Source organism: Janthinobacterium sp. GW458P, from assembly GCF_002127585.1.
Classification (GTDB): Bacteria; Pseudomonadota; Gammaproteobacteria; order Burkholderiales; family Burkholderiaceae_D; genus Janthinobacterium.
Window position 1 is genome coordinate 46,159 of the sequence record NZ_NEGZ01000017.1, and the last position, 24,353, is coordinate 70,511.

The 24,353-nt window shown below is 59.6% G+C and carries 25 protein-coding genes; 12 read left to right on the forward strand and 13 right to left on the reverse strand.

The window, feature by feature from the left end; genetic code table 11:
• Positions 1–18 precede the first annotated feature (18 nt).
• The 4 genes from CBW50_RS12300 (at position 19) to CBW50_RS12315 (ending at position 3,798) form a co-directional block, all read left to right on the forward strand.
• On the forward strand, positions 19–999 hold the full coding sequence (locus CBW50_RS12300) for a cytochrome d ubiquinol oxidase subunit II (protein WP_086145817.1): 981 nt from the start codon (positions 19–21) through the stop codon (positions 997–999).
• Between the two features lie 13 nt (positions 1,000–1,012).
• Complete coding sequence (locus CBW50_RS12305) at positions 1,013–1,933, forward strand: bestrophin family protein (RefSeq protein ID WP_086145818.1); 921 nt, start codon at positions 1,013–1,015, stop codon at positions 1,931–1,933.
• A gap of 63 nt (positions 1,934–1,996) precedes the next feature.
• Positions 1,997–2,779, forward strand: coding sequence for a formate dehydrogenase accessory sulfurtransferase FdhD (gene fdhD / locus CBW50_RS12310; protein WP_226936222.1), 783 nt, complete (start codon positions 1,997–1,999; stop codon positions 2,777–2,779).
• A 47-nt stretch (positions 2,780–2,826) separates the two neighbouring features.
• On the forward strand, positions 2,827–3,798 hold the full coding sequence (locus CBW50_RS12315) for a ribonuclease Z (RefSeq protein WP_086145856.1): 972 nt from the start codon (positions 2,827–2,829) through the stop codon (positions 3,796–3,798).
• A gap of 25 nt (positions 3,799–3,823) precedes the next feature.
• On the opposite strand, the gene CBW50_RS12320 is transcribed toward CBW50_RS12315, so the two are convergent.
• Both CBW50_RS12320 and CBW50_RS12325 read right to left on the reverse strand, forming a co-directional pair.
• Positions 3,824–4,567, reverse strand: coding sequence for a hypothetical protein (locus tag CBW50_RS12320; RefSeq protein WP_139842486.1), 744 nt, complete (start codon positions 4,565–4,567; stop codon positions 3,824–3,826).
• Positions 4,568–4,741: 174 nt separating this feature from the next.
• Positions 4,742–5,398: a tetratricopeptide repeat protein gene (locus tag CBW50_RS12325; RefSeq protein ID WP_086145821.1), complete on the reverse strand. Its 657-nt coding sequence runs from the start codon at positions 5,396–5,398 to the stop codon at positions 4,742–4,744.
• 164 nt (positions 5,399–5,562) lie between these two features.
• On the opposite strand from CBW50_RS12325, the gene CBW50_RS12330 reads away from it, so the two are divergent.
• On the forward strand, positions 5,563–6,222 hold the full coding sequence (locus CBW50_RS12330; protein ID WP_086145822.1) for a hypothetical protein: 660 nt from the start codon (positions 5,563–5,565) through the stop codon (positions 6,220–6,222).
• Positions 6,223–6,271: 49 nt separating this feature from the next.
• A complete protein-coding gene (locus CBW50_RS12335) occupies positions 6,272–6,748 on the forward strand; it encodes a GNAT family N-acetyltransferase (RefSeq protein ID WP_086145823.1) in 477 nt (158 codons plus the stop codon).
• A 73-nt stretch (positions 6,749–6,821) separates the two neighbouring features.
• On the opposite strand, the gene CBW50_RS12340 is transcribed toward CBW50_RS12335, so the two are convergent.
• Both CBW50_RS12340 and CBW50_RS12345 read right to left on the reverse strand, forming a co-directional pair.
• On the reverse strand, positions 6,822–7,319 hold the full coding sequence (locus CBW50_RS12340; protein WP_139842487.1) for a hypothetical protein: 498 nt from the start codon (positions 7,317–7,319) through the stop codon (positions 6,822–6,824).
• A 112-nt stretch (positions 7,320–7,431) separates the two neighbouring features.
• Positions 7,432–8,049, reverse strand: coding sequence for a TetR/AcrR family transcriptional regulator (locus CBW50_RS12345; protein WP_086145825.1), 618 nt, complete (start codon positions 8,047–8,049; stop codon positions 7,432–7,434).
• Positions 8,050–8,305: 256 nt separating this feature from the next.
• Between CBW50_RS12345 and CBW50_RS12350 the strand changes: the two genes are divergently transcribed.
• Positions 8,306–9,451: an MFS transporter gene (locus CBW50_RS12350; RefSeq protein WP_216356347.1), complete on the forward strand. Its 1,146-nt coding sequence runs from the start codon at positions 8,306–8,308 to the stop codon at positions 9,449–9,451.
• Positions 9,452–9,459: 8 nt separating this feature from the next.
• Here the strand turns inward: CBW50_RS12350 and CBW50_RS12355 are convergent, their stop codons facing one another.
• The 4 genes from CBW50_RS12355 to CBW50_RS12370 all read right to left on the reverse strand — a co-directional run bounded on the left by CBW50_RS12355 (position 9,460) and on the right by CBW50_RS12370 (position 11,544).
• Positions 9,460–9,954: a prolyl-tRNA synthetase associated domain-containing protein gene (locus CBW50_RS12355; protein ID WP_086145827.1), complete on the reverse strand. Its 495-nt coding sequence runs from the start codon at positions 9,952–9,954 to the stop codon at positions 9,460–9,462.
• Positions 9,955–10,025: 71 nt separating this feature from the next.
• Positions 10,026–10,226, reverse strand: a complete 201-nt coding sequence (locus CBW50_RS12360; protein WP_086145828.1) for a DUF3079 domain-containing protein — start codon at positions 10,224–10,226, stop codon at positions 10,026–10,028.
• A gap of 434 nt (positions 10,227–10,660) precedes the next feature.
• The gene (locus CBW50_RS12365; protein ID WP_226936204.1) at positions 10,661–11,140 is read right to left on the reverse strand and encodes a hypothetical protein; all 480 of its coding nucleotides are present in this window, start codon (positions 11,138–11,140) and stop codon (positions 10,661–10,663) included.
• The gene (locus tag CBW50_RS12370; protein WP_086145830.1) at positions 11,137–11,544 is read right to left on the reverse strand and encodes a GNAT family N-acetyltransferase; all 408 of its coding nucleotides are present in this window, start codon (positions 11,542–11,544) and stop codon (positions 11,137–11,139) included. The genes CBW50_RS12365 and CBW50_RS12370 overlap by 4 nt, the downstream gene beginning before the upstream one ends.
• Before the next feature lie 433 nt (positions 11,545–11,977).
• On the opposite strand from CBW50_RS12370, the gene CBW50_RS12375 reads away from it, so the two are divergent.
• From CBW50_RS12375 to CBW50_RS12390, 4 genes are all read left to right on the forward strand, one after another.
• Entirely contained in the window at positions 11,978–12,724 is a 747-nt protein-coding gene (locus tag CBW50_RS12375; protein ID WP_086145831.1) for a hypothetical protein, read from the forward strand.
• Between the two features lie 432 nt (positions 12,725–13,156).
• Positions 13,157–13,642, forward strand: a complete 486-nt coding sequence (locus CBW50_RS12380) for a hypothetical protein (RefSeq protein WP_139842488.1) — start codon at positions 13,157–13,159, stop codon at positions 13,640–13,642.
• A complete protein-coding gene (locus tag CBW50_RS12385) occupies positions 13,639–14,250 on the forward strand; it encodes a hypothetical protein (protein WP_086145833.1) in 612 nt (203 codons plus the stop codon). Before CBW50_RS12380 ends, CBW50_RS12385 begins: the two co-directional genes overlap by 4 nt.
• A 235-nt stretch (positions 14,251–14,485) precedes the next feature.
• Complete coding sequence (locus CBW50_RS12390; RefSeq protein WP_086145834.1) at positions 14,486–14,869, forward strand: cytochrome c; 384 nt, start codon at positions 14,486–14,488, stop codon at positions 14,867–14,869.
• 104 nt (positions 14,870–14,973) lie between these two features.
• Here CBW50_RS12390 and CBW50_RS12395 read toward each other — a convergent pair whose 3' ends face one another.
• From CBW50_RS12395 to CBW50_RS12415, 5 genes are all read right to left on the reverse strand, one after another.
• Positions 14,974–15,366, reverse strand: a complete 393-nt coding sequence (locus CBW50_RS12395; RefSeq protein WP_086145835.1) for a GFA family protein — start codon at positions 15,364–15,366, stop codon at positions 14,974–14,976.
• A gap of 383 nt (positions 15,367–15,749) precedes the next feature.
• Entirely contained in the window at positions 15,750–16,361 is a 612-nt protein-coding gene (locus CBW50_RS12400; RefSeq protein ID WP_086145836.1) for a DUF4274 domain-containing protein, read from the reverse strand.
• Positions 16,362–16,551: 190 nt separating this feature from the next.
• Positions 16,552–17,541: a PoNe immunity protein domain-containing protein gene (locus CBW50_RS12405; protein WP_086145837.1), complete on the reverse strand. Its 990-nt coding sequence runs from the start codon at positions 17,539–17,541 to the stop codon at positions 16,552–16,554.
• A gap of 55 nt (positions 17,542–17,596) precedes the next feature.
• Complete coding sequence (locus tag CBW50_RS12410; protein ID WP_086145838.1) at positions 17,597–19,240, reverse strand: hypothetical protein; 1,644 nt, start codon at positions 19,238–19,240, stop codon at positions 17,597–17,599.
• A complete protein-coding gene (locus CBW50_RS12415; RefSeq protein WP_086145839.1) occupies positions 19,237–22,347 on the reverse strand; it encodes a type VI secretion system Vgr family protein in 3,111 nt (1,036 codons plus the stop codon). The genes CBW50_RS12410 and CBW50_RS12415 overlap by 4 nt, the downstream gene beginning before the upstream one ends.
• Positions 22,348–23,443: 1,096 nt before the next feature.
• On the opposite strand from CBW50_RS12415, the gene CBW50_RS12420 reads away from it, so the two are divergent.
• A complete protein-coding gene (locus tag CBW50_RS12420) occupies positions 23,444–24,193 on the forward strand; it encodes a hypothetical protein (protein WP_086145840.1) in 750 nt (249 codons plus the stop codon).
• Positions 24,194–24,353: the final 160 nt, after the last annotated feature.

Here is a 24,353-nt window from a genome sequence, read left to right on the forward strand (position 1 = left end):
TCAATCAAGGAGTAAGTAATGGATATCAATTCGCACGCCATGCTGGGCAACGCCTGGTTCGGCTTGATCGGCCTGATGCTGGTGTTTTACGTGGTCACGGACGGCTTCGACCTGGGCGTGGGCATCCTCAGCCTGTTCACGCGCCGCGAGCAGGAACGCAACCTGATCTTCCAGTCGATCGCCCACGTGTGGGACGCCAATGAAACCTGGCTGGTGGTGGTGGGCGGCGCCCTGTTCGGCGCGTTTCCCGGCGCCTACGCCACCCTGCTGGAAGGGCTGTACATCCCCATCATGCTGCTGATTGCCAGCCTGATCATGCGCGGCGCCTCGATCGAGTTCCGCCATGCCGCCGGCAACAAGCGCCTGTGGGACCTGGTCTTCGGCGCGGGCAGCCTGCTGGCCGCCGTGGCGCAGGGCGTGGTGCTGGGCAAGGTCATCACGGGCTTGCAGCCGGGCCCGCTGAGTGCGGTTTTCACGGCCTGCACGGCGCTGGGCGTGGTGGCCGGGTACTGCCTGCTGGGCAGCACTTACCTGATCAAGAAGACGGGCGGCAGGCTGGAAGCGGCTGCGCGCCGCTACGCGACCACCAGCGTGCTGGCGACGGTCGCGGCCGCCATCGTGCTGTCGGCCGGCACCATGGTCTTCAGCGCCATCGGCCACGACCGCTGGGCGCAGCCGGGCGTGTTCGGCGTGCTGCTGGCCCTGGCCGCCGTCGCCGCCAGCGCTTTTATCTACATCCTGTGGGCCGTGCATGTGAACGGCGTGCGCGGACCGTTCCGCGGCGCCATCGTGCTGTTCCTGGCCTCGTTCGCGGGCCTGGCCATCAGCTTCTTCCCCGACCTGGTGCCGGGCAAGCTGAGCATCGCGGCGGCCGCATCAGACGAGCCGACCCTGATCTTCATGCTGATCGGCATGGGTTCCATGCTGCCGATCATGGTCGGCTACAACCTGTTCCAATACTACGTCTTCGAGGGCAAAGTCGTGCCCCGCAATCATTGATCGGCATCAGATCATGATCATTCGGCCTACCACCAACTGGTTCCGCATGCTGTTCGTCTGGAACGGCTCGGTGCTGCAAGCCATCATCCCGCAACTGCTGCTGATGCTGGTCGTCAGTTCGCTGGCCTTGCTGACGGACGGCCGCATCTTCGGCGTCAAAATTCCGCTCGATACGGCGCCGTTTCCCATGGTCGGCATCAGCCTGGCGATCTTCCTCGGCTTTCGCAACAACGCCAGCTATGCGCGCTTCGTCGAGGCGCGGCATATCTGGGGGCAATTGCTGATCGCCGCGCGGGCCCTCGCTTCGCAGGCGCTCACGTATTTGCCGCAGGAAACAAGCGGCCTGGACCACCAGTTGCTGCTGCGCCGCCTGATCGCCTTCGTCTACGCGCTCAAGCACCAGCTGCGCCAGACGGACCCGCTGGAAGACCTGGCGCGCTACCTGCCGGCCGGCGACGTGCAGCGCTTGCAGGGCATTAACTTCAAGCCCGTCGCCGTGCTCCATTCGGTCCGGGCCATGCTGCACGAGGCCGTGCAGCGCCAGCCGGGCCAGACGCAGCTGCTGTGGATGCTCGACACCCAGCTCAACGACCTGGCCGCCACGGTGGCAGGCTGCGAGCGCATCAAGAACACGCCGATTCCGTATCCGTACGGCGTGCTGGTGCACCGCACCGTCTATATGTACTGCTTCTTGCTGCCGCTGGGCCTGGTGGACGCCATCGGCGTGGCCACGCCCCTCATTTCCGTCTTCGTTGCCTACCCCCTGTTCGCGCTGGAAGCCATCGCGCAGCAGATCGCCGAACCGTTCGGCCTGGCCCCCAGCTGCCTGGCCCTGAACGCCATGACGCGGGAAACGGAACGCTCGCTGCTGGAATTGAACGGCGAGCCGCTGCCGCCCTCGATACGGCCCTGCCCCCGCTATCAGATCGATTAACCGGAGAACAGCATGGACTTTGACACGACGACCATCGAACGCGACGGCTACCTGGACGTTCCCATGGTGCGCCACCAGGCGAGCGTGGCCACGGCGGGCCGCGACATGGTGGCCGAGGAGTATCCCGTGGCCCTCGTCTACAACGGCATCGCCCACGCCGTGATGATGGCCACGCCGCGCGACCTCGAGGAATTCGCCGTCGGCTTTACCCTGACCGAAGGCATCGTCGGCAGCGTGCGCGACATCTACGACCTCGACGTGTGCTGCGGCGCGGACAGCGCGGAAGTGCGGCTGACCATCGCGCAGCCGGATTTGATCAAGCTCAAGGCCCGCCGCCGCGCGCTGACGGGGCGCACGGGCTGCGGCGTGTGCGGCATCGAAAGCCTGGCCCTGCTGGACCTGGTGCCGGAAAAGATCACGCGGCCGCTGCCGCCGCTGGTCGCCAGCAGCGCCATCCTCGGACGCGCCGCGCGCGAACTGCTGCCCTGGCAGGAGCTGATGCACAAGACGGGCGGCGTGCACGCGGCCGCCTGGTGCACGGCCGAGGGCGCGGTGGTAAAAGTGTTCGAGAACGTGGGCCGGCATAACGGCCTCGATAAACTGATCGGCTACCTGGCGCTGCACCGCATCGCCATGCACGACGGCTTCGTCTTCCTGTCGAGCCGCGCCAGCTATGAACTGGTGCGCAAGTCGGCGCGCATGCATATCGGCCTCGTCGCCACCATCTCGGCGCCCACCTCGCTGGCCATCCGCATCGCGCGCCAGGCCGGCATGCAGCTGGCCAGCTTTTGCCGCCGCGACGGCTTTGTCGACTACACGGCCGACGCCGTGCCGCCGGCAGGATGAAGCCAGCAGCATTGGCAAACGGGCAAGCCTTGCCGCATAATGCGGGCATGTTCAAACTGACTTTTCTCGGCACGTCATCCGGCGTGCCCACGCGCCACCGCAACGTCACGTCGCTGGCCCTGCAAACGACGCACAACCGCGACTGGTGGATGATCGATTGCGGCGAAGCGACGCAGCACCGGCTGCAGCGCCTGCCCCTGTCCGTGCACGACCTGGTGGGCATCTGCATCAGCCACGTGCATGGCGACCACAGCTATGGCCTGCCGGGCCTGCTGGCCAGCGCTTCGATGACGGGGCGCAAGAAGCCCCTGCTGCTGATCGCCCCGGCCGCCATCAAGGCGTGGATCGACGCGACCCTGCTGCACACGGAACTGTTCCTGACGTATCCGCTGATCCACATCGACGTGGACAGCGCGCAAGTAGTCCACCAGGAAGCGGGCTTGACCGTCTCGCGCCATGCGCTGTCGCACCGCGCGCCGAGCGTCGGTTATCGTTTCGCGCTGGAAACGAGCAGATGGAAGCTGGACAAGGCGGCACTGCAGGCGGCGGGCGTGCCGCCCGGCCCCGCCTGGGGCTTATTGCAGGCGGGCCAGGATGCGCTGCTCGACGACGGCACGGTCTTGCGCGCCGCCGCTTTCCGCCAGACGGAAACGCAACGCGCCGCCGTGGTCATCGGCGGCGACAACGACACGCCGGCGTTGCTGACGGATGCCTGCACGGACGCGCAGCTGCTCGTGCATGAAGCCACCTACACGGAAGCCATGCTGCAAAAGGTGGGGCCCGGCCCCACGCACAGCTCCGTGCAGCGCGTGGCGCAATTCGCCGAATCCGTCCGCCTGCCGCATTTGATCCTCACCCACTTCAGCGCCCGCTATCACAATGCGGAAGGCATGGCCGAGCTGGAAGCGGAAGCCCGGCTGCATTACTCGGGCGAACTGTTCCTGGCGCGCGATTTCGACAGCTATGAACTCGACGCGGCGGGCGTGCTGAGCAAACCCGAGACGCCGCGCAGCAAATGAGCGGCGCGTAGCCCGGACGCGGGCGCTATTCCGCGTCCGTCCGTTCGGCCGCTTTGCCTGCCGCCGTATTGACGGCCACCGCCGTGGCATTCACGGATGTCGTGGCGGTGGTCACGCTCTTTGTCACCATGCGCGTGTAGTCGGCCACATTCACGCCCGCTTGCGTGGTATAGCCGCTCACATGCTGGCCGACTTTCACATTCCTTGTCACCGAAAAACCCGATCTGAACATTTTGCCCAGCGATGCGATCACGATGGCCAGCAGGGGCAGCGAGGCGAATAACAGCAGCAATTCGCTGAACGGATCGCTTTTGCGTGACAGCCACGCCGTCAGGAAAAGACAGAACACGCCATACGCGAGCGGGCTAAACAGGGGATGGTGGATTTCCGGCGCCAGCGCGGCGATAAACACGACAAGTATCAAGGCTGCCTTGAAAGCGATCGGCAGCAATACCTGCAATGCCGCCAGGACGCTGGCCAAGGCATACAGTATCAACAGGACATCGGCGATCCAGCCGACGACGGGAATGAAGGCGCACAGCATCAATATCCCGATCAGCAGCAACGATCCCGCAATGCCTTCCAGGATGGCGATACGATTGCGGTACAAATGTGCCGCCAGCGACAGCAGGCAGGTCGCGGCCGCCGTAAGCGCGGCCAATGGCAGCCGGTCTTCCTTGCCCGCCGCGCAATACAGCAGAACATAGGGAAGCAGCAGCAGCATCAATATCGAGAACCGGAAACCACCGCCCTCTTTCAGCACAGTCATATTATCCATCTTTTATATAGTGATCGGCCCGCATGCGCGACTTCGCCTTGCCGGCCTGCCCATGCCGGGCACGCCATCGCTATATTGTAAATGTAAAAATTTCTCAGCGGAAATATTTATTGAATAATAAATGAACTGACGGGAAGTAGAATAATGCTGTGGCCACAATAGGAATTAATGCGGATCGGTGCCGTACTGCGCCGCGTATTCGGCCGCCAGCAGGCGCGCCGCCTGCTGCTGTGACGGCGTGAGAATTTCCAGCAGCTGGTCGCGGTTCTTGATCGATTGCGCGCTGCCCGCCTCGGCCGGCATGGCGATCCACGCATACGCCTGCACATAATCGAGCTCCACGCCCTGCCCTTGCGCGTACAGCAAGCCGTATTCATTCTGCGCCGACAGGGAGCCGGCCTCGGCCGCCTGCTTGTACCAGAACGCCGCCTCGGCGTAGTCTTGCGTTACATCAACACCCTTGCGGTAAGCCTGCGCCAGGTTGAATTGCGACTGGCCATCGCCCGCCTCGGCCGCCTGGCGCCCGTACGCCAGCGATTGCGCCATGTCTTGCGTGACGCCATCGCCGCTCGCATACATCAGGGCCAAATTGGCCAGCGACGGCGGAAAGCCCGCCTGCGCGGCCGCCGTGAACAGTTCCACCGCTTTCGGCACGTCCTGTTCGACGCCATGGCCCTGGTAATACAGGCTGGCCAATAAATGCTGTCCCGCGGGATCGCCGGCCGCGGCGGCGGCGTCGAATTGCCGGAATGCCTCGGCATAATGGCCATCGTTATAAGCGAGTATGCCCGCTTCATTCAAGGATGCGGTGGAAACGGTCATAAAGATTCCTTAACTGGGGGATTTCTGGCATTGTACACAGCACTGTTCCGCACAGAATGCACGATAGGGGAACGGTGTGGCGCATTGCCCGGATCCTGCGTTATGATCATTGACTGCACGATTTAATCCCGGCATCAGAACAGTGCCAGTTCAAGTATATCTCCATGAAACTGATTGCTTTGCTTTTATCCCTGCTTTCCACCTCCGCTTATGGCGGCACGCTGCATCTGGACAAAGCCGCGACAGGAACAGTGCGGCAAGCGGCCGATATCCGCTATGTCAATCACGATGAAAAACAGACTTACCGGCTGAAAACCGGCAAGCAGTGGCTCAATGGCAGTTGCAGCAGCAGCGGCATGGGCAATTTGCACGCGCTGCTGCTGGACATGAATTTCGACGGCCATGCCGACCTGTGGGTCACCGGTTATACGGATAGCCAGGGACGCATCCGCTGTTCCGACGTGTGGCTGTGGGATACGCAGGCAAAACAATACAGTTTCAACAAAGACTTATCCGCGATTCCGAATCTCGATATCAGCATCGCCGAGCAAAGAATCGAAGGCGGCATCGCCAATTGCGGCTGCGCGGCGCAATGCTTTTATGAAGACAGCTATGCGTGGCGGGCCGGTGGATTAATCACTATCGCCCGGCGCGCACAGGATTGCGAGCGTTATCGCGAATATGGCTTGAATGAAAAGAATGACTTGATCCTGATGAAAGACGAAATCATCGATAGCGGCAATTCCGACCAGCAGGCCATCGAACATACCAAAGCCTACGACTGGCGGCGCCATGGACAAATCATGCGCAAACCCTGGGAGTGAGCTTGCCCCACCTTAACTTGCCATTGATACGGCACTATAAATAAAACACATGACGACACATCCAGCCTCCATTACCTTCCATGCCGCCAGGGAAGAAGACACGCCGGCCTTCATCGCCTTGCGCGGCAAGACGCGGGAAAACGCCGTTTCCAAAGAACGCCTGGCGGAAGTGGGCATCACGGCCGATTCCTGGGCGGACATGATGCGCTCGGGCAGCCTGCCCGGCCACGTCTGCCATGACGACGGCCAGCTGGCCGGCTACTGCTTTGGCGCGCGCGACACGGGCGAAATCGTCGTCCTGGCCCTGCTGCCGCAATTTGAAGGGCAAGGCATCGGCAAGACCCTGCTGGACCGGGTCATGGCGGACCTGCGCGCCCAGGGCCACCAGCGGCTGTTCCTCGGCTGCTCCAGCGACCCGGCCTCGCGCTCGTACGGCTTTTACCGCTACCTGGGCTGGACGGCGACGGGCGAGACGGACAAGTATGGCGACGACGTGCTGGAGTTTATGTTCAACACAGAGACATAAGTGACAAGCAAGTGCGGCGCAGGCCCGGCCATGCTGCCGCAGCCTGGCTGCGCCGCCGCAGTTGGCAGTCAGATCAGTCGAACATCACTTGCACGGTGATGAACGCTTGGCCATTGCTGCTGGCCTTGCACAATCTGCCGATCTCCATTCCCATCGGACCTGGCCCAAGCAGGCCCGCAATCGTCTTGATTCTTTCCGGCGGCGAATTGGGCATCAGTCTTTGCACTTCCGCCAGCGTTGCTTCCGGGGTTTCTTTAGGGAATATGTTCTGGGCTTCGCAAACAAAGGCGATGGCCCGATTCTGGTAATTACCAGCCAATCCCACGGAAAGCTGGTCATCGATACCTTTGAGTACCGTGCTTCCATCGATTTTCAAGCTATACACATCATGCGAAAAATTACCGCCTGCAACGCATACCTGCGACTTGCTGGCCTCATCCGCGACGCATACTTCCTTGCCGGGCTTGGCCGAGATCAGATATTGCTTTTCTTCCGCCGCATACGTTGCCGATACGCCAGCGATATAAAACAAGGTTGATGCCAATACAGTTTTTTTGAATTGAGACAACATGGACACTCCATTAAAAGTATGTCCATATTATAATTTCAAAAATTTCCCTGTGGAAATATTTATCAATCAATGCAATAGATCATACCCGGCAAGCGTCTGATGAATCAGCCGGCTATTCAACACCGCGATTGGCATCCCACACGCGCAGGATCTGCGTAATGGCGGCGTCAAACACGGCGTAACTCACGCCGTCGCGGGCCTGGATAGCCACGCCCGATAAAAAACTGTCGAACACGGCCGCCAGCGCCGCCGCATGCGTAGCAGCGGGCAATTCGCCGCTAGCCATGCCCCGCTCGACGCAATGCACGAAGCCGGCGCGGGTGCGCGCGCGCGAAGCGGTGAGCGGTGCGGCCACGGCCGCATGTTCGGCCGTCGGCGCGCTCATGCAGCCAAGCGCCACCATGCAGCCGGGCGGGTGGCCCGGCTCGGACTGCATGCGGGCCGACTGGCGCAAGGCCTGCTCGATGGCCGCGCGCGGCGCCAGGCCGTCGTCCCACAAACACTCCGTCACGCGCGCAAAGGTGTCCAGATAGCATTGCGCCGCTTCGCGGAACAGCGCTTCCTTCGAGCCGAACGCCGCATAAAAGCTGGGCGCGGAAATGCCGCCGCCCAGGCTCGCCTTGAGCTGGCTCAAGGACGTCGATTCATACCCTTGCTGCCAGAATAAAAACATGGCCTGCTCGACGGCTGCCTGCCGGTCGAACGTGCGCGGCCGTCCCATTTGCGCCATCCTTCGCTCCTTCTCATCTCCTTATTTACCACTTACATACTACTCGATACAGAAGTCATTGACAACGCGGCACGCCATCGCCTATATTTATACCGATCGATACATATATGCCGCCACGGCGGTCAGGGGCACTCCTGCGCCCGGCTATCTCGTCACACTTCCAAGGATCGTTGCTTTGAATCACGCCACACTCACCAACGGAGCCAGCCCCGCGCTGGCCGACCGCCTCCCCGTTTCGGGTTTATTAGCCCTGGCCATGACGGGTTTCATCTGCATCGTCACGGAAACCTTGCCTGCCGGCCTGCTGCCGCAGATCAGCGCGGGGCTCGGCATCAGCGCCGCGCTGGCCGGACAAATGGTCACGGCCTATGCGCTCGGTTCCCTGCTGGCGGCCATACCGCTGACCATCGCCACGCGCGGCTGGCGCCGCCGCAACGTGCTGCTGCTGACCATCATTGGCTTTCTCGTATTCAATACCGTCACGGCCCTGTCCTCGCACTACTGGCTGACCCTGGCGGCCCGCTTCTTTGCCGGCATGGCGGCCGGGCTGGCGTGGAGCTTGCTGGCTGGCTATGCGCGGCGCATGGTGGCGCCGCAGCAGCAAGGCCGCGCCCTGGCGCTGGCCATGGTGGGCGCGCCCGTCGCCCTGTCCCTGGGCGTGCCGCTGGGCACCTTGCTCGGTTCATTGGTCGGCTGGCGCGCCGCCATCTGGATCATTTCCGCCCTGACAGTCATCCTGATCGGGTGGGTGCTGGCCAAAGTGCCGGACTACCCGGGCCAGTCCGCGCATGAGCGCATGCCCCTGCGCCGCGTCTTCACGACGCCGGGCGTGCGCCCCGTGCTGGCCGTCGTCATCGCCTGGATGCTGGCGCACAACATTCTTTATACATACATCGCCCCGTTCGTCGCGCCGGCCGGACTGGCGGCCAGAGTCGACCTGGTGCTGCTCGTCTTCGGCGCCGCAGCCATGGCCGGCATCTGGATCACGGGGAAATTGGTCGAGCGCCACTTGCGCGCCACCGTGCTGGCCAGCCTGGCGACCTTCGCCGCCACGGCCCTGGTGCTGGGCGTCGCGTCGCACTTGCCTGCCGTCATCTATGTCGGCATGGCCGTCTGGGGCCTGAGCTTTGGCGGCGCGGCAACGCTGTTGCAGACGGCATTGGCCGACACGGCCGGCAGCGGCGCCGACGTGGCCCTGTCGATGAACGTGGTGGCGTGGAATGGCGCGATTGCGGCCGCGGGCGTGGCCGGCGGCGCCCTGCTGGAAGCCTGGGGCGCGGACGCTTTCCCGTGGGCCATGGTGGCTTTGCTCTTGCTCGCCTTCCTGGTCGCCTGGTCGGCCCGCGCGCACGGCTTCCGGCCGGGACGGCGCAGCGGCGGCGCGCCCGTGGCCGGACACTGAAACGGCGTTCAGCCCGCCGCCGGCACGTCCAGAATGCGGGGTGCGTGTCCCGTGTGCGCGAGGAAACTGACCAGGGTGGCATGCGACAGCGCCACCGTGGCCGTGTTGCGTAGCGGATGGGCTTGTATATGGCCAGCATCCCACACGGCCTGGTCCAGTACCAGCTCCACCGACTGCACCTCGTCATGGATCAGCGCAAACAGGCTGACAGAGCCGGGCGTAATGCCCAGGTGCCGCAGCAAACGCTCGGGCGAGGCCATGCTCAGCTTACTCGCTGGCAACAGCCGCCCCAGCGCCGCCAGGTCGACGCGCTTGTCGAAGGGTACGATGACAAGCACATGCCGGCGTCCCTTCTCGTCACGCACGAACAGGTTTTTTACCATCAGGCCGGGCATGGCCGGCACATGCATCAGTGCTTCATCGATGGTGTGCACGGCAGGATGCTCGACGAACTGGACTTCGCCGGCGCTGCTTGCCAGCCAGCGGGACAGGGTTTCTTGCATGCGGATTTCCTCGGTTCGGACGAACGTGCGATGAGGAGATTGTAGCGGCGCCCGGCGTGGTGCGCATGCCGTCACGGCTGGTTCTCGTCCTTGTCGGACTTCTCGGCCGCCGCCAGCCCCCAGTCATTCCAGCCCTCGCCAAACAGTTCGACGGGATGCTGGGTGCGTTCGGAACCATTGCCGCAGCGCATGGCATCCGGCGGACAATACTTGTCGCAGCCCCAGCAGATGCGCTCGGGGTTCCTGGGATTCAAGGGAAAGGGCTTGGCCATGGGAGGGCGATGGGGTCAGTTGAGGTCTCTTCGACGACTGTAGACCTGGCGCGGGAGGCGGTCAAATGAATTTCAGTGGGGAATTCGCTTAGGTCAAGCTTGCAAAGATTGCTGCGGCGGCAGCTTGCACCGCAGGTTCACCCAAGAGACCAGCGGATGTCATTCCCTGTCATACCAGGTCACCGCAGCATTGGCACCCTGATCCCCGCCTCTTTCATTGCACGTAGAAAATCTTCCACTGCCAAACGGAAATTTCCTGACACATCCCTGGTGTTGGTGCAGCCTGGAAATCTTCGCCCCCATTTTTCACCACTGAGTTCGTCGTCCGTCTCGCCACCATCATCAAACATCCTTGATTTAATGCAAACTTGGAGGGATGGTGTTGACAGGAAACAGGAGGCTTGTGTCAGCGCTATCAAGTGGATATAGACGCCTTATCCCGCAGAAACAGACACTTCCAGCACGATCCGCGCGTAATCGACACCGCCGTCCGCCGCCGGCTGCGCCTTGAGCTCATCCAGCGCATAAGTCATCGTCACCGTGGCGCCGGGAACGAACAGCTTGCTATCCTGCCTGCGCTGCGTGTAGATGCTTTCGTCCACTGCCGAGCCATCCGCCAGGCGCAAGGTGATGCTGTTGGCTTGATCGCCCCGCCGGCTGTCCTGGCCCGCGAAATATCTTCGTTCGACGATGCCCGTCAAGGTTTGCGTCTGGAGGCGCCCGGCCTCGATGCTTTGCCACCACGCTACGGAGGCGAACAGGCCGTGGCCGCCTTTCAGGCCCATGCGGGGCCTGGAACTGTCGAGGGTGAGGGCTTGGGTCCGGGTGACGCGGCCGGGGTCGTTTGCCAGGGCGTCGGCGAGGGTGTAGACGGTTTTCATCAGGGGCAGGATTTCCTGGCAGCACTCGCTCAATGTTTGCGCCGGATCACGTAGGCATTGGCGGCAGCGTCAAAACCGAGCGCCGGATAGTAGGACATGGCGTCGGGCGCGGAGAGCAGTATCAGCGACACCTCGTCGCCGATGATCGCCTGGGTGCGCCTGACCAGCTCCTTGCCGATGCCCAGGCCCTGGTATTGCTTGTCTACCGCCAGATCCGACAGATAGCAGCAATACGCATGATCGGTCAGCGAGCGGGCCAGGCCCGCAAGCTGCCCATCCACCCATGCCGACAGCAAGAGACAGGGCGCGGCGAACATGCGCGCGATTCTCGGCAGATCGCCAGTCGGCCGCTTGATTCCAGATCGATCGAAGACGCGAACCACATCAAGCGGATCAAGGGGAAAGTCATGACGGTATTCAACGGTGATGTTTTTCATTCGTTCAAAGGCGCGGGACGATCACGCATGAGGTTGCGGGTTGATGATACGGACGCGGCAGCTTCTGGCCAATCTCGCTCACATGCGTCCAGGCATTCCATCGTATTGCCATTGTGGGGGCCGGGAGCAAACTCTTTATAACAAGCAACAATGTAACAAGCAACAATGATACAGGCGGCTGCGGGCGACGCATCACGAGCAGGAATGCCGCAGCGCTCGCTACCAGCAAGCTGTGCGGATTTTAGCCGGCATCCAGGGGGGCTGCCACGGCGCCGGCCGCGTTTCCGGCGTCCGCGGCGAAACTCGCCGGACGCCGACATGGCCCCGCAAGGCAGCCAGGGCGCCGCCTCCCATCTGTTAAAATATATCCCAATTCTTACCAGATTAGCATGAACAATCTGAGATTCTCAAATATAAGGAATGTGCTTAGCTAATGAAAGCCATGATATTCTGCACCAGCTTTATAAAAGATGCCCAATCGTGGGAAAGTCGCTACCAACGGTGGCTTGACTACTACGAAAACATCCCGATCAATGCCGAAAAAAAGATAATGATCGACGATGGCTCGCCATTTCTTCCGCCTGCCGACATTATCAATACGATCTCGCATGACGCCCCGCTGGCCGCCAATGACGACAAAAACCTCATCATTCACTTTGATAACAACCTGGGACGACAAAGCGGGGCTGACTACCCTGGCTGGTGGCGCAGCTTTCTCCACTCCGTTCAGGTGGCAAATGAATTAGGCGTGGAGAAAATCATCCATATCGAATCGGACGCCTATATCATGACGCCCCGCCTGGTAAAATTCATCAATGAAATAGAATCAGGCTGGAACGTCCTGTGGTCTCCGCGCTATCGTTTTCCGGAAACCGCCCTGCAAGTCATCTGCCGGGATCAATTCGCCACCTTTGAGAAATTCAAGAACGACACGCCAGGCCTGAAATTCCCGGATATTGCGGAAAGATTGCTGCCGTTTACGGCGGTACACAAGCAGTTCAAAGGCGACCGCTACAGCGATTTCACGAAAAACAGATGGATATTCCGTTCGCGAAAATTCAACGGCATTCCACTCTTCAAGCGGGAATTTTTCTGGGAAAAAATACCAGCCGATGCGGACTTCGTCACGCAAGGCATCAGCCGTCAAGAATTCGTCTACCGGCGCGATGAATTAGCTTAGACGCTGCACGGTGGGCAATCGCCAACGCGCCTGGCCGTCAACAGCCGGGCGTTATGCGGTTTCCAGGAACTGTTTCAAAAAACCGGCCCCGCCACCAGGCCAGCCATCCACGCACCAGCGTGGCGATGCACCCGGGTCAGCTCCGGATGCGGCATAGCAATCGCTCTTGTCCGTCTGTGCGGGCGCAATCCGCTCACGCGGGCTGGCGCAGGACGGGAGCGCGCAAAGCGCTTGCGACGTGTGCCGGCGGCAACGGCACCGAGCAAAGGTGCTGGGCACCAGCCCAACCCGTAGGCGGGACGCCAGCGCCATGCGCGGCAGAGGGCAGATGGCATCCCGTCGTGCAAGCATTGCAGCGTGTCGCAAACGTTCAAGACCTGCGTCAACGCGCAAACGATACTACCTTCATCAGTTGCCTACCGAGGGAGTTTCATGCACACAGCCGCCATGCCCGTCTTGCGCGCCATCGCCGACTTGCCGCCCCCGCCCGCCCTGCCGTTTCCCGGCAATGCGCACCAGCCAAACCCGCGCGCCATCCGCCTCGCCTTTGCTGAGCACGTCCATACGCTGCTCAAAGGCGACGACAAGCGGCAGGAAGATATCAGCGATGCAAGGGCCGGGGTGGCCCGCCTTGCGCAGATGCCCGCCCCTTGCCGGCGCTGCTTGCGGCGTCGCGCGGACCGGCGCCTGGAACGCGGCGCACGCGCCCTGCAAGGGGCCACGGACGGTTTTATCGCCCGGGCGGCCCGGGCAGCCGATCCGGCGCCGCGCGCCCAGCCTGTCAAGCTGCAGCAAGCCATGCTGCTGCTGGACGGCGACATGGCTCGGCTTCGGCCCCGGACTGGCGCCGCGCCGCTGGCGATAATCTTGCGCCAGCGCAACAAAGGCGGAAGCGACCTCGCTCCGGAGTGCATATGAGCATACGCAAGCTGCACCGCCTGTCGGCCTGTGTCCTGGCCGCCTTTATTCTGCTGCATCTTGGCAATCATCTGGCCGCCATTGCCGGCGCCCACGCGCACGTCGCCTACATGGAGGCGATCCGGCCCCTGTATCGCAATGCCGTGGTCGAGCCGGTGCTGCTGGCGTGCGTGCTGTTTCAATGTGGCAGCGGAACATGGATGGTGCTGCGCAACTGGAAGAAACGCGCCGGGCTGCCAGCGTGGCTGCAGGCCGGCACGGGCATCTATCTGGCCCTGTTCCTGCTGTTGCATGTCGGTGCCGTCCTGTTCGGCCGCTCCGCACTTGGGCTCGACACCAATTTTTACTACGCGGCGGCCGGTTTTGTCCTGATGCCCTATGCATGGTTCTTTGCGCCGTATTACTTCCTCGCCATGTTCGCCCTGTTCGCGCACCTGGGTTGCGCCGCCTACTGGCAAGTCCAGGCGCGCTCGCCCCTGGTGCGCAGGCTCGCCCTGGGCGTTCCGGCGGTCGCCGGCCTGGTGTTCGCCCTGCTGATCAACCTGGCTCTGGCGGGCAAGCTCCACGCACTCGACATTCCCGCGAAATACCTGATCATTTACCAATAAACGCAGCGGCCAGGCGCCCTGCGGCATTCGGGTGTCCGGCAAGCTTTTATTGCCGCATACCTGCATACATTATCCATGCAAAACAAATCCGGACACGGCTGCGCGAAATACGCAGCGGCACCACGGGGAGAATCCCGGCAGATATAATGATGGAATGAGTAGCCGGGACAAATCCCCGAAAAATACATTCCGGGCGTTGTCCCCGGTTCCGACCTGACTGATACAACAAGACTGCATGAAAATGAAAATATTATTCGCCGCTTCGCTGGGAATTCTGTCGCTGATGCAAACGCCATTATCCTTCGCAGAGAATATCAACGGAAAGAATCTTTATGTACAGAGATGCGCCGTATGCCATGGAACAGATATCAAAGGAACAGGAGCATTGGCAAATAAAAGCAATCCCCCCACGCCTGACCTGACGACATCCGCTTTCAAGAAGCGCCTGAAGGATTATCCTGGCGTTATAGTGTCATCGGTAATACTCCGTCCCAATGGCGACCTGATTCCAAAAACCTTGCGGGAGAATGGCGTAAAGATACCGCCCTACGCCTGGAGGGTTCAGGATTTTCGCGACTTGAATCAATATATGAGTGGGGTGATTTTAAAGAGCCGATGAGGGGGGCAGGAAACCAGGAGCCGGAGCCTGTCATTTTGCGCCGGGATTCCAGTTCACAATCTCAAGAACGCGGTAAAAACCAGTCACATGACTGGCTTTTTTTATTATGCCGGACTTTCCTGAAACTGTTTTGCATTATCACAAATCTCATACCATGCCGGCTTGGAAGCAACATGAACATGAAACTGTATTCTTGCCCCGGGGTCGTCATCCAGGCAGTTAAGGGATATGGGAAATGAATCATTCTCCGAGCCGACTTCCCCCAACGAAGTGCCGCAGTTTTTGCAAAAAGTTCTTGCATATTTAAAGGGAGGCTCAGGCTCATATCGCTGAATAAATTCCCGCCCCTCCAGCAAGGTAAATGAATTTTTCTCCACGAAGGCCAGGGCACTCGCTCCCGACTTCCGGCAACGAGAACAGTGGCACATGCCCATCATGCTTGGGGGCGATGCCAATTCAAACTTTACCGAGCCGCAGCAGCAACTGCCTTTGATCATGATCAGTCCTTTTTGAACGTTGATACTGTATCTTTACACAGTATTTCCAAAAAAGCAATGCGTGCATGGATAGTCTTTCAGGCCCTGATCGCAAGCACGGTGCGGGCGAAAGGGTCTGATGCGCTGGGCGTTGCGGAAGCCGGCGCAGTCGGAAAGCTGATCAGAACCACGAATGCGCGCAGCGGCAGCGGTTGGTGGATTCGCGGGGCGCGCTGGCGCCCTGCTGTGCAATGCGAATAGACAAGTCTCATGCGGCTTTAGATGCAATGCACCAGCCGCACCTGCTGAAATACCTAAGTACAAATATCGGTGAATAAATACTATGCAGAGATTGGCTTGTCGAAATCCCTGCGCGTACATTCCTATAGCGCAAGCTTAGCTCTTCACAAGTGTACCCGGAGTTCAATTGGAATATTTATCAATGGCTTCACTGAATAATCTGGCTTGCGATCAAGGAAACAGGCGACGTCGGGAACTGGGAGGGTCTGTGCAAATGTCCCCAGCTTTGTCTTGCATTCGATTTTACTGAGCAACACCGCATGCGCATGGGATAGGGCATTGACGTCCTTGCAAGCAAGATCGAGTGTCTCGTACCGCGCATAGTGATCGCCCGGCTGATTGGCCCAGTAGATACACAGCGCTGTAGCAAATTCACAATTGGGATGCGCTATGATCTGCGTGAGAAGCCATATGCCACTATCATAATTATGATGCTGGACGATGGCATGAAGCTGACATCCAGACAGTGCCGAGAGATCGTTTTCCACTTCTTTTTTGAACGCTTGCATACCTATCGCTCTCTGCCGAGCATAAAAGTGATAAAAGTCGTCCTCCTCGTTACCTTCCATAGCGCTGTCAAAAACCGACTGACTCATGTCGTGGTAATAACTGTCGCCGGCACATTTTCCTTTCAGGGCCAGGATTAAGATATCTTGTTCAGCATCCGAACCGTTCGGCTGCTTAAGTCCCAGCGCTTTGGCCAGTTTTGTTAACATTTGCACTCCTTGGAATATTCTATTTGACTAAGTGACAGCAAGGGCTATCCATTCCCGTGCCCAGCCAGCTTGACCGCTTCCTCGCGAAGTTGCGGCGTGTATGTTTGCTCGCTTCATCAATTCCCCCGTGGGAGAAGTTTACTAAACAGGCGCGGCCGAAAAAGTCTGGGTACCTCACCCCTCTGTTCGCTTATGGAGATAATTGCTCACTACTCCATTGCCAGATGGTCGCGCCATACTGTGTATCGGCGGATACCGGCATGATCTCGCCTTGTTCGAAATGACGAAGACTGCCGGGTATAGCAGGGGTGAACCAGTACCCAGCCTGGGGACATGGGCTGCCGCCTTCAACACGCAGTTTTTCTGGCGCTGTGGACATAGGTCCAGCTTGTTTATCGAGCTTTCTGGCGTAGTCCACCAGGTCTTTTGGATACACGATATGCTCTCGGAAACTGCGATCGTCCAGCTCCAAAAGATAAGCAGCTGCTGCGGCTTCGATGGCCCAATAGCCAAAATACGCGCCGCAACCTTCTGCGCTCATGCTCAAATGACTGTCGTGCCACGGCGCCTTTTTCATGGACTTATACCAAACCTTCAGATAGGCCTCGATGTCCTGAATGCTTTCCTCTGGCGTGTCACGATAAAAGCTATTGATGATGTCGCGATACGGCGCGTCGTGGTACCACTCGTCGACTTCGTAACGATCCTTGAGTTCATAGGCAAACAAATCCTCATAGAGCGTGTCTTTGCCGGCAAATGCGCCGTCAAGCATCGCCGCCAGTCGTGGCAATAAGTCACGGCGATGTAGAAGATAGCAAAGGCCAATGAGTTGCATTGCGCGCTCGTAATCGTCTATTTCGGCAAAGCGTAAGGGTGGGAAAAGTGGGTCGTTTGCATATTCCTGTTCGTATTTGGCATTTCTCTCAAACGCATCAACGACTTTCGTAAGATCATTACGCAAAATATCTAGCGATTCGCCAGCCGTGTAGCTCAACAAAAAGTTTGAAAATATGTCATCGGCGAGCACAGATGAAATACGGCTTCGGTCGTTTGCGTCGTTGCTTGGTTCGGATAAAGCTTGCAAAATCCGAGGAAGTCCTTTTTCATTGAAATATTTAATTTCATTGTTGTAGGCCAGTTCATTCAGGAATTGTTGGCGACGTTTTTCATGGAATTGCATAGTTTTTACCCGATAAAACTGCGTGTTAGTTGCGTTATTACTTGAGGTCTAACATTCAAGGTTCCAGCGGCAGACCGAGTTTCGCGTGTTTATGATTGACTGCGGCTTTTACTTCTCGCTCATCGTGTCGATGTGTGGATGGGATGTCGTGATCAGCATGTTTCTCATGCTTGTCTCGTTCATCCTCTAATAATGCCTTCTCATGTTCTGCGGCTGAGGGTAGGTAAAACGGTGTATAGAAAAGATGGCGCGAATAAACTTTTGTCCCATTGATTCGAATCTCTTCAACAATTTCGCGAGCATCAGCAATAACTCCAAATTTCACGGCATCTTTAATGTTCTTCGTAATCCATTTTTGACTCATTTGAACGAGCGGTTGTTCAACGCTGTTGTTTGTCTGCCGTGCTGACGCAGGAGCGGTACTCGCCGCGGTCTGCTTCGGCTGCGCTTGCTTGCCGCCTGAAGGCTTTCCGCCCCCTCCTTTCCCGACCGGTTTGCCGCCTGGTTTCCCCGCCCCAGCGGAATCACTGCCCTCGCTCGTATCCGGCTCCAACAGTTCCTCTGACTTTGGCAGCGCCGCGTCCTTGATCCGCCGGGCATTGTCCAACAGCTTGCCCTTTACGCCCGGCTTACTGGCGGCATTCTTCGGCGCCTTTCCCACCTTCGACGCCTTCGACTCCACAATCGCGTACGGCTTGCCGCCATTGTGCGGGTCCCCGATTTGCACTTTCCACACGCCATCAATGCCTGTGCCATGCGCTTTCAGGGCGAACAATGGATTGAGCCGGGTCGCTTCGTTGAGTTTGCCAGGAAAGGTCTTGCTGGGCTTTTCCTTCCACTCGCCTTGCATGCCCATGTCGTGCCGGCTCCAGTCCTTGCCCCAACCGTATTTTTCATACAGAAAATAATCGGTAATATGCTCACCTATAATGCCGGTCAGGCTTTTGCTGACACCTTCGGCGACGCTGGTACCGATCGAGGCATTGACCGTATTGTTCGATGCGGTAAGCGTAGGGGCGTTGTGGCCGGTTTCGGCGACTTTGGGATCATTCCTTTCCGGCTTCTTTTCCACCGGATTGACCTTGCCTTGCGGACCGATGGCTTGCGCCGCATTGTTGCGTTGCTTGGTCTTCCAGTGAGTCAGCTTGAGCGTGACAAGCATCACCATGGCCGGCAACTGGGAGCGCACCGTGCTCATGCAGGTGCTCAAGGCGAGCCGTCCTTCGGCGGGCAGGTTGTCGTAAAGCCATGAACCTTCGATCGCACTCTGGACCGTGCCAAGCTGATTTTTCAGGCCGACCGCATCGAATAATTTGTCGAGCAAGAATTCCGGACTGGTGTGGATGCCGACCTTGTCGCAGACCATGCGCAGCACGTCGAACAGAATCGGAGCAAAGCGCTCCGGATGCTTGTTGACGATGCGGATCGTTTTCTTGACGCCGCCGCCCGCACCCGGTATCCAGCCCACCAGTGCCAGGACCAGGTCGAATTTGGCTTCCATCTGGTCTTCCGCCGACGTGCTGTTGTGGAGGGTCAGCATGCATGTGATGGTGTCGTAGATATTGATCGCCTGCCCCAGGAAGGGGACGAGTCCGGTGGCGACGGCGACGCTGATCTCTTCGATGGCACTGGTGATGGCCGCGCTGTCGGTTGATGTCTCAGCCGCTTGAGGTGCGCTGGTCGCAGGTGCGTCGCTCATTGGATATCCCTTCCAGCCATGCTGTGCAGCAGCGACTCGACATCATCTGGATCGGTGGGGTGGCCGTGTTTTTTCAACTCGTTTAGCACGTTTTCCAAGGTGGTCTTTCCGGCGTCTTTGGCGCTGTCTGCCATGAACGGTTTGGGGTCTTCGCCGAAATAGACCTTGACCGCGCCCTGCGGAATGTTTTCCAGGCGAGCGTGGCCTTTGCCGTCCAGCTTGCCTACACGTGAGGTGCCGTCAGCGAATTCGGCACGGTACGCGCCGCCAGCGACCGGCGTCAAATCGGGCCAGTGATGGTTAAATTCGATGAAGTTCTTGATCTGGTCGATCTTAGGGAGCGGCGGCAGGACGGAAGTGGCGGCAGAAGGCCCAGCCAGCTCCTTCATGCTGGCCTTGAACGTCATCGCCCCCGGTCCGTGGATCATGATGTTGCCGCCTTCGAGCTTGATATAGGCGCCTTGTGAGGTCAGCAGCACATGTTCCTTGGCCGCCATGGACACGCTCTTGGTGATGCTCGCCACCGTGATGGCCTTGTCGGCCGTGATGCGCGTTTCGTCCGACTGGCTTTGGCTGGACACCTTGCCGCTGGCCGCGTGCAGCCTGATGCCCGTTTCCTGGTTCGGCTTGTCCTTGCTGTCGGCCTTGCCATACGTGAACAGGCTGATGCCGCCCATGACGGCATACAGGCTGTTGCCTTGGGCAGCAAAGTTGATGTCCTGGCCGGCCGTGATGCTGCTGGTGTTGCCTGCGCTGATGATCGCGTCGGCCGGGGTGGTCGCCGCGATGCCGGCGGGGCTCGACAACTGCAGATGGGGCTCGGCGTAGGCCGTCACCTTGCCCGCGCGGCCGGCACTGTCGCCGCTGGGCGCATTGCTCTCTGTGGCCTCGATGACGGTGACGCTGTGCGCCATCTGCACGGTCGGTGGCAGCTTCTCGGGCGCAGGTTCGGCCTGGCCCTTGCCATCCTTGAGCATGGCATTGTGCTTTTGCGCCGTTGTCGCCAGCGCCGTCTGCAATTGCAGGCTCTGGTCGATCTGCGCTTTTGCCTCGCGCGAATCGAGTTGGCTACCGTTGGCATTGACCAGCGCGTCGGTCGACAGCAACAGGCCGGAACCGGCTCGAATGGCGGCGCCGTGCTCCGTCTTGAGCTCGGCGCCGAATCCCACGGGGTTGAGGCGCTGGTTATCGGTCTGGTGACGCAGATGGCCCATGTTCAATTCGGCCGTGCCCTGGTGACGATGGGCGTGGCGCTGCAGTGCCACGCGCGACTGTCCCGCCGTGTCATCAAATACCAGCTGGCTGTACGCACCGCTGCCGTTTTGACTGGTGTGCATTGCCTGCGTCTTGAAACCCGACAGTACTGCGGGATGCGCATGCGCGCCGGCTCCACCCGGGAACCATGCTGGTGCGTTGCCGGTCGAAACGCCCGCGCCCTGTGCCACGTGGTTGTTCTGGGCGTCGTCCTGTCCTTTGCCGTTGTACAGGCTTCCAATGACCACGGGGCGGTCGATGTCGCCGTCCAGGAAATCAATCATGACTTCACTGCCGACGCGTGGCACGGCGACCGAGCCCCAGTTGGCGCCCGCGACCGGCGCCATCGGCGTGGCTATGCGCACCCACGTACCTGACTTCTCGTTTGCCGGCGCACCTGCGTGGCCGTCGGGCGATGGATGGTTCAGGCGGCTGTGGCTCAGGTCGTTCTCGCCCGCGCCACGCTGCCAATGAAACTGCACCTTGATGCGATGATCGCGGTCCGTGTAGGTGGCCGCGCCGGCCGGTCCGACCACGATTGCGGTCTGCTGCCCGCGGACGGTGGGACGGGGATGCAGAAGTTGGCCATGCCCATCCTGCCCGCTGCTGCGATAGGGGGTCTTGCTGCGGATGGCGTCGATACGGTTGCGGTAGACGGGACGTTCGCCCTTCTCCGTTCCCACTGCATGCAGACTATTCTTGCACTCTTTCTGAATAAGGGCGTCGAGCATGCTCTGGCCCAGTCGTTCGGTGATTTCCGTTTTCGCCTCGAAACTCAGGTTATTGTGGGCGAGGTGCACCACGCGCACGATGACAAAGGTGCGCGCATCGCCGCTGCCGGTGGCACCGGCGGCGTCGAGCTGCGCTTGCCCATTGAGTGTGATGGTCGTGCCGGCCGAGAGCGTGCGCACGGTACCTGCGCCGATGTGCGTTTCACGCAGCGCGTCCAGCGCCTGCATCTGCTTGTCGGCGATGCGCTGGCCCTGCTCCTTCGACTCGTAGGCGTATGCGCCGGGCGTGTCGCGGCTGACCAGCGGAGTACCGCCGTCACCATTGGCACTGACCGAACTCACCGGTCGCGATCCGGTCGTGCGGTAGTCCCAACTCGACAAATCGATGGCGTTCGTTTGCAAACGCACGCTGGTGCGCCAGCGGTCGATGCTGTCCTCTTTCATTACCGCGCCAGGCTGCGTGAAATTGACCGTGGCCTGAGCATTTGGTTTGAAACTGCCATTATGGTCGGCGATGACCATTGTGTGGGAGCCAAGGGTGGCGCTTTCAGCATTGCCGGCGTGCTCGAAATAGTAGAACAAGCCCTCTTCGCGCATCAGGCGCTCGACGAACGCCATATTACTTTCCTGATACTGGCAAGTCAGCGATCTGATCGGATACACGTCTCTGTCAAGTATGTCGTAGCGCCACGCCGGCGCCAAGGGCCCCACGTTCTGCCAACCACCGAAGATCGCGTCGAGAATGTCGAATACGGTCTTGTCCTGGAATATTCGGCTATCGCGGCCATGAGCCAGGAACGCGTACCAGGGGCCAATTGTGAAAACGTAGCGCGCGAAACCGCCGTCGGCACCGGCCCGTTCAGCCGAAGTGATATGGCCGTGGAACGGGCGTTTGTCATCACGACTCGTGGCCGTGAGCAGTTCAAGCAGAACCGGCTGCCCATGCAGGGATTTGAGTGTAATTCCCGCGTCGGTCGAGAGCGCCGTGACCTTGAATGCGTAGCACTCGCTCAGTCCTTCCTCGCCGCGAAAGCATTCGGCAAGAAGCTTGTCGCGGCCAATCGGCGTGCTGAACGTCAGCAAGCGCGTATTTTGAGTGAAGCTGTTGAGCAGCGCTGACATAGGGGAAATGCTCCTGGGAGGCGAGTCGATCACATCTAGATATTGGTGGCGAAAAAGTCCAAGGCTGTATTAAATCACAGAAATGTTATCTATATGGTTACGATACGAGATCGAGCTTGCTTCGTGTCAAGAACATTGGCTATTGGGCCCCATTCAACTATCGTGGGTGACGTGTCGCGCTTCAAATCGGCGCTGCACAACGGCGCGAAAAAACTGCTAAGCATTGGTGCATTGCCCCATGACAAGTTTCACGCTCTTGAGGTAAGCGATCACGCGGCGGCGGAAGTAAGTCGGCTACCAAGGCGGTGCAGGTCCGAGCGTATCGGATTATCGGCAAACCTATCCTTCCAGATCGTTGGCGTGAGCTGATGCACCATGGTCGTCGGGTGCTGGCCGACCCGCTGCAGCTCGTCCACGAAGTAATCGATAAGCGTCTTACCAGCACCGTCTGGAGTGCCTGAGCGTCGTCACCCATGATCCAATTTTGGTACGACACTCGCGCCCACAAATTCTGATTATGAACACAAATTTTCAATCGACCATTTCAAAGAGCGCACGCGGCCACTATCACCAGCATCCGCTTGGGCGTGCGGGTCCGGTCCGCCATTCGGACACGAACTGATGCGTCGAGTACGGTGAAAGCTGGCTCAGTCGACAAGCTGATTGGAGCCACGAACGCGCGCCTGCGGCGCGCGAGGCTGCCGCGCAGCGACAGCAGGTGGAGGATTCGGGGCGGGCTGGGCCGGCAGGCCCAGCCCTTCGAATCTCACGCGCAAGGCGCGAAGGCGCCCTGCTCGCTTCCGCCAGGCAATAAAAAACCGCCCGAAGGCGGTTTCTTTATTTCTAGGCGGAGGCGGCGTAATGCAAATATCTATGTTTTTGGCGACTCTCAAGCCGCTATGCGCCAACCGTACCTACCAGGCTACCTAGCGATAAAAATCGCCACAAAAAGTCTTTGTGAGCCTGCACCCCTGGCGATTTTACTATGCAAATCAAATGCAAGCTGAAATGGCGCGCAGCCGCATGCTCTCGCGCACGCTAGCCGCATGACCGCGCGCATGGCATCATGCGCGCAGAACATTCACTATGGTGACACATGGAGCAATTTCATTTCCTGGTAGGCGAATTCAAAAAGAATAGCCCATTTATTCCTGCCGCCGCCAGCGAGCAGCTGTTTGCCTGGTTTGAGCAGGTGGGCGAGCGCGTCGATCGCTACGGCAGCAAGACCGGCAAGGTCGTCAAGTTTTCGCAGAAAAACTACGAGAAAACCCTGTTCGCACCTGATGCCGACAGCATCAGCCTGTATTCGCCTCGGGTCGTACCACCCGACGATATAGACGAGTGGGCGAACTGCGACGTTCTTGCCCTGTATTCACATAGCTGTTCGCTGATGCTGGCTGTCCACGCCAGCAAGCTGCCGCTGGCGCAGCTGTTTCAAGGCGCAGAGAATATACCCGGCTTGCTCGATCATTGCGATTATGTGTACGGCTACAGCGAAACGCTGGGCTATGGTACGGGTTACGCCGGCGGCTACCGGATAATCGATGAAGCACATCCGTGGGTACCGGCCAGTTCCGATCCTGGCAATAACTGGGGTGCCATCAAGCGCAACGGGCTGCAGTATGAGCATATCCGCGACGTGTATCCCATCAATATTTTCAGCCAGTCCAGGCTCGACGCGCTACCGCCGGAGCGTCAACAGGCATTGCGCAAGGCGCTGCAGGCATATGGCAGCAGTAATACGCAAGACGGCAGGACGCACTGGATTTTAAGCGGCGAGGAACAGGCGACGGCCCGGAGCGACCTGCAAGCGCACGCCATGCTGGGTTCCTTGATCGACCGTTAACCCCATGAGCACGCAACCGGCAAGGGCCGCAACCTGTTGCCGCTTGCATTCCGAACCAGTAGCCCTAGACTGGTCCAAAGTGGACTTCGTGCGCGGCGGGTTCGACTCCCGCCGTGTCCACCACCGAATTGTTTAAAATCAAGTAGTTAGCAAGAAGAAG